This is a genomic window from Terriglobus sp. YAF25 (assembly GCF_052113305.1).
Taxonomy (GTDB): domain Bacteria; phylum Acidobacteriota; class Terriglobia; order Terriglobales; family Acidobacteriaceae; genus Terriglobus.
Genome location: NZ_JBFRCY010000362.1, coordinates 1 through 4,596, shown reverse-complemented (window position 1 = coordinate 4,596; position 4,596 = coordinate 1). Strand labels below are relative to the sequence as shown.

The window sequence follows — 4,596 nt, the reverse complement described above, 5'->3', positions numbered from 1 at the left end:
ACCCAGTGCATGGGCTGTCCAGATTACGGTCAGGCGGCCTTTTCCTTTCGCCCTACCACCAGAGAATGTTCATCAGGATAGTGGAGGCGAACAGGATGACCGCGAGAACGCAGAGCATCCGGTTTCTCGGGATCAGGTCTTCACGTTGCCAGCGGAGTGTTGCATGCTGCTGCGCAGCATCCAGCGTCACCGGCGGGCTCGAGAGCCAACCTACAACCATTGCGATGGTAAACGCATAAATTGAGGCATAGAAATTTGCGGACATCGTGCTTCCGTAGTGCAGCCATCCGCGCATGACAGCGATGGAATGCAGCGAGGAGAGTATGGATCCGGTGAAGAAACCGATCATGGCGCCGCGTTCCGAAGCTCTGCGAGAGAAGATTCCCAGGAGAAATACTGCCCAGAACGGCGCGGCAAAGACCGAAAAGATCAGTTGCACGTGCTCCATCAGGTTGGCAAAGAGGAAGTTGAGATAGGACGCAAACAGACTGACGATGACCGCAAAGATTACGGCCACGCGTCCCATCGTCAGGTAGTGCCGGTCAGACTTTCCGGACCGAAGCACCTGATGGTAGATATCTTCGGTCCACAGCGCGGCAAATGCCGAAACGTTCGACGCCAGCCCCGACATCAGACTGGCCGCGAGCGCCGTGATCCCCAGGTCAGTCAGCCACCGGCCGTAGAGCAAGGTCATCAGGGATGGCAGCGCTCGGTCATAGCGATCCAGGTTCGGCACCAGACCGTAGGCGACCAGGCCAGGCACGATCACGATCATGGAAAAGATGTGTTTGCCGAAACCCGCCCATAGCGGCACCTGCCTGGCCTCAAGTTCTGTGCGGGCCGTGAAGGCACGCTGCATGAGCACAAAGTCAGTGCACCAGTATCCGAAGCTGAGAACGAGGCCAAGGCCGACAGCAACACCGAGCACATCCATCGGAGCGTGCGGAGCAACCAGCGGCAGACCACGCCAGAGATGCACACGGTTACCAAGAGCCCAGGCGGGAAGTGTTCCGAAGCGGCGTGCGCTGAGAATCGCCAGCGGAAGCAGGCCGGCGACGATGACGGCAAGCTGAAAGATCTCGTTATAGATGGTGGCTCGAATGCCGCCGAGCAACACATAGATCGTCAACGCGATAGAGCAGAGAGCGATACCGTATTCGAATGGAAGCGACATGGTCGCGACCAGAACCTGGGCGACAGCGTACTGGCTGATGCCGGCCAGAAGCAGAAGCATGATCGCGGTGATGCATGCGTTGATGAGGCGCATGCGCGGGCCATAGCGGAGAAGAAGATATCCCGGCACGCTGGTGATGTTGTTTCGCCGATAGATCGGCATCATCCAAAGCGCGAGAAAGATCATGGCCGGGATGGCGCCCACCCAGTAGAAATGAAGCGCCTGCGCTCCATACTGCGCGGCCATAGCGCTAAGTCCAACAATCTCAAGGGCGCCGCAGTTGGTCGCGATGTAGGCAGTGACCACCGCCCACAAAGGCATGACGTGGGTCGCATTCAGATATTCGTTGACGGAGACATTCCGCCGTTTCGAGAACCATCCGATGACCATCGTGGCGACGAGATAGGCAGCAAAAAAAGCGAGATCGGCACCCAGAGGCCTTCCGGATTGCATGCTCAACGCTTGCTCTTCTTCTTCTTCGGCGCACTCTTCGGCCTCGCGGTACTTTCGCGGACGATCAGTTGTGTGGGAACGGAGAACTCAGCACCGATTCGATCGAGATTCTGTTTCGTATAGTTCATTGCCTGCAGACAGGCGGTCGCAAGCCGCTTGCGCGGAATGCGGATGGTGGTAAGCGGAGGCTGCACGACCTCACTCAGAAAAAGGTCGTCGACACCGACGATCGAAAGGTCTCGCGGAACAACTCCGCCGAGACGATGAATGCCGAGCGCCGCTCCTAAAGCCGTGAGGTCGTTGGCGGTAATGATCGCGGTTGGCGGAGCCGGCAATTGCATCAGCGACACAACGGCAGCTTCACCACCGGTAACCTGATAGTTCCCACGCCGTGTCAGCCCTGGATAGAAGACCAGACCGGCGCCGCGTATAGCCTGTTCGAACGCATTGGCCCGCACTTCCGAGGTATGAGGACCTTTGGTGCCGCCGATATACCCGATCCGTTTATGCCCAAGGGTTTTCAGATGTTGCACGGCTTCGACGAAGCCGCGCTCATAGTCAATGGAAACGTCACTGCAGCCGACCTGTACCGACCGGCGGTCCACGGTTACCAGCGGGATCTGGCGCAGGAGCAATGGTTCTACCGCACCGGTATCAAACTCAGAGGAGACCAGGACAGCGCCATCGACCTGCCGCATCAACATGCGCCGGACAGATTTCAGCAGTTTGTCGGAGGTCTGCACGCTGATGGGCAGTACTTCGTGATCGATGTCGATGAGCAGATCTTCGAAGGCGCCTACGAACTCCCCAAAGAACGGGTTGCGAAGGTCCGGTATAACCAATCCGTATGTTCGACTGCGGCCATACTTCAGCATCGCCGCACTGGGGTTTGGGATGAATCCGGCTTCGCTGACGAAGTGTCTGACTTTTTTAGCTGTGTCTTCGCGGACCAGGGAGGAACCGCTCAAGACACGCGACACCGTGGCACAAGACACGCCTGCACGCCGAGCGATCTCGCGCATGTTTACAGAACCCACGACACCTACCGTCACCCGTTTTTGAGCGGGCACCATTCCTCCGCATCCGAATGGCCGCACTGCATTTCCTGCGAGAAATCAGAACTTGAAAGGGCTAGTTTTTATACGATATCATCGGGCTCAAAGTTTCATGTCACAGCGGAAATATCTGTATTAATTCAATGAAGTTCGATGCTTCATCCCAGGCGGTTTCAGCTTCACGACGTGCTTTCCTGCGGGGCGCTGTCGGGATGGTTTCGGCAACTTCGTTCAGCAGCAGCCTGGCATTGACCGGTTCCGCGATACGCCCAGCCGACAAGACAATCGTCGTGACCTTCGGCGGCGGCGCGCGGGATGAGGAGACCTTCGCGGAAGAGGGCCAGGCGAATATCCCCAACCTGCTGCATACCCTGCTGCCTCAGGGCACCTTCTTCACTCAGGTTCGGAACGCCGGCATCCTTGGTCACTATGTTGCGACGGCAAGCATCGTCACCGGTGTTTACGAACGGTTCAACAATTTCATCGCCCAGCCGCCGCCGAATCCTACCCTCTTTGAGTACTTCCGCCGGGAGCTGCGGCGGCCGGAGACCGATGCATGGGTGATTGCCCCCAGTAATGGCTTCCAGAAGATCGGCAGCAGCAGCGCCCAGGGCTTCGGTCCCCAGTTCGGCGCGGGTGTCATTCTGCCCAAACGCCTGCTCAGCGCCGCTTCACGAAACACCCCCAATCTATTCGATAACGATCAGTTACAGCATTTCCTGCAGGACAACTACGAGATGCCCTCGTATGACATCTCAGTGACCGCGCAGGATAACGAGATGCATCTGGATACGCTGGAGTCGACCTTGCGGCTCTCGGTGCAGGACTTCGTGAAGCATGCCAGAACCCTGGACAGTGCCGACGAGCTCTCCATCTTTATTGCCAGGCGGCTGATGGATCAGCAGGCRCCTTCGCTCATGATGTTGACGCTGCACGATATGGACGTTGCCCACTCCGGAGCGTTCTCGCTGTACATCGACGCGATTCAGCGCGCTGACCGTCTCTGCGCCGAGCTTTGGAAAGCTGTACAGTCTCATCCGGAATATAAGGACCGTACGACGGTCTACATCATGCCGGATTTTGGCCGCGATGCCGATGATGACCCAGCCGGCAATGGATTCCAGCATCATCGCACCGGCAGCGCAATGGCTCGCACCACATGGCTGCTTGCCCTGGGACCGCATGTCCGTCAGAACACCGTCGTTGATCGCGCGATTGAGTCCATTGACCTGGTGCCGACCATCGGCTGTCACCTTGGCTTCAGCACCAACTCACCGGGCCGGTGCATTGAGGAGCTGCGATGACACCGGATCAACTGCAGCCGTCCTCGTTCGACCGCTATCCACCGCTGGCGCGCAGCTTCGCGGTGGAGCACCTTGCCCTGCTGCGGCAGCTGCCGCTTACGGTCTGCCCGTCGTTCCTGGCGCAGATCTCTGATCTCGATACCCGGTTTCCCATCGAAAGGAAGACGCTGGCCTGGCAATGCGATTCCCTTGCGGCTCTTCCGCAGGAAAGGCGCGATGCTCTGCTTGCTCCCTTACGCGCCATTGCAATGGCGCCGGAGCTGGAGAAGCTGGACTGGGTTAACTCTCCAGCGGTTTTCGTGGAGCGCCTGAGCGCGCATCTGTGGTCTACCGGGCAGATCAACAGTTTCCATGATGCATCTCGTGAACTCTTTGCCGCCATTCCGAATCAACAGAACGAGGCCACACGGCTCGCACTGATCGTTGTCGGGCAGGGCGCAGATGCGTCCCGGGCATCGATCCTCAGCAAGCTTGCACGGAAGGGTGTCCGCTTGAACGGCGTGAACCCGGCAACTGCGCAGCAACAACTGCTGGAAGCATTCGCGACACACGCGGCGAAAGAGCAAGAGGCCTACGCGCATTGGTATGTCGATGGCGGCCAGCCGTGGGT

The 4,596-nt window shown here is 58.5% G+C and carries 3 protein-coding genes and 1 pseudogene; 2 read left to right on the top strand and 2 right to left on the bottom strand.

Features of this window, described 5'->3' with window-relative positions; all coding sequences use genetic code 11:
- Positions 1-52: 52 nt before the first annotated feature.
- Both AB4043_RS15580 and AB4043_RS15575 read right to left on the bottom strand, forming a co-directional pair.
- Positions 53-1,627 (bottom strand): sodium:solute symporter family transporter, encoded by a 1,575-nt coding sequence (locus AB4043_RS15580; RefSeq protein WP_442302680.1) that lies wholly within the window; start codon positions 1,625-1,627, stop codon positions 53-55.
- A 2-nt stretch (positions 1,628-1,629) separates the two neighbouring features.
- Positions 1,630-2,700, bottom strand: a complete 1,071-nt coding sequence (locus AB4043_RS15575) for a LacI family DNA-binding transcriptional regulator (RefSeq protein WP_442302679.1) — start codon at positions 2,698-2,700, stop codon at positions 1,630-1,632.
- Between the two features lie 194 nt (positions 2,701-2,894).
- On the opposite strand from AB4043_RS15575, the gene AB4043_RS15570 reads away from it, so the two are divergent.
- Together AB4043_RS15570 and AB4043_RS15565 are read left to right on the top strand one after the other, a co-directional pair.
- Positions 2,895-3,986, top strand: a complete 1,092-nt coding sequence (locus tag AB4043_RS15570) for a hypothetical protein (protein ID WP_442307461.1) — start codon at positions 2,895-2,897, stop codon at positions 3,984-3,986.
- Positions 3,983-4,596 (top strand): annotated as a pseudogene (locus AB4043_RS15565) (hypothetical protein); the annotation flags it as partial. The gene AB4043_RS15570 and the pseudogene AB4043_RS15565, both read left to right, overlap by 4 nt.

Excerpts from the sequence above, each read along its gene's own strand:
- AB4043_RS15575 (WP_442302679.1), bottom strand. The coding sequence starts at position 2,700 with ATGGTGCCCGCTCAAAAACGGGTGACGGTAGGTGTCGTGGGTTCTGTA.
- AB4043_RS15580 (WP_442302680.1), bottom strand. The coding sequence starts at position 1,627 with ATGCAATCCGGAAGGCCTCTGGGTGCCGATCTCGCTTTTTTTGCTGCC.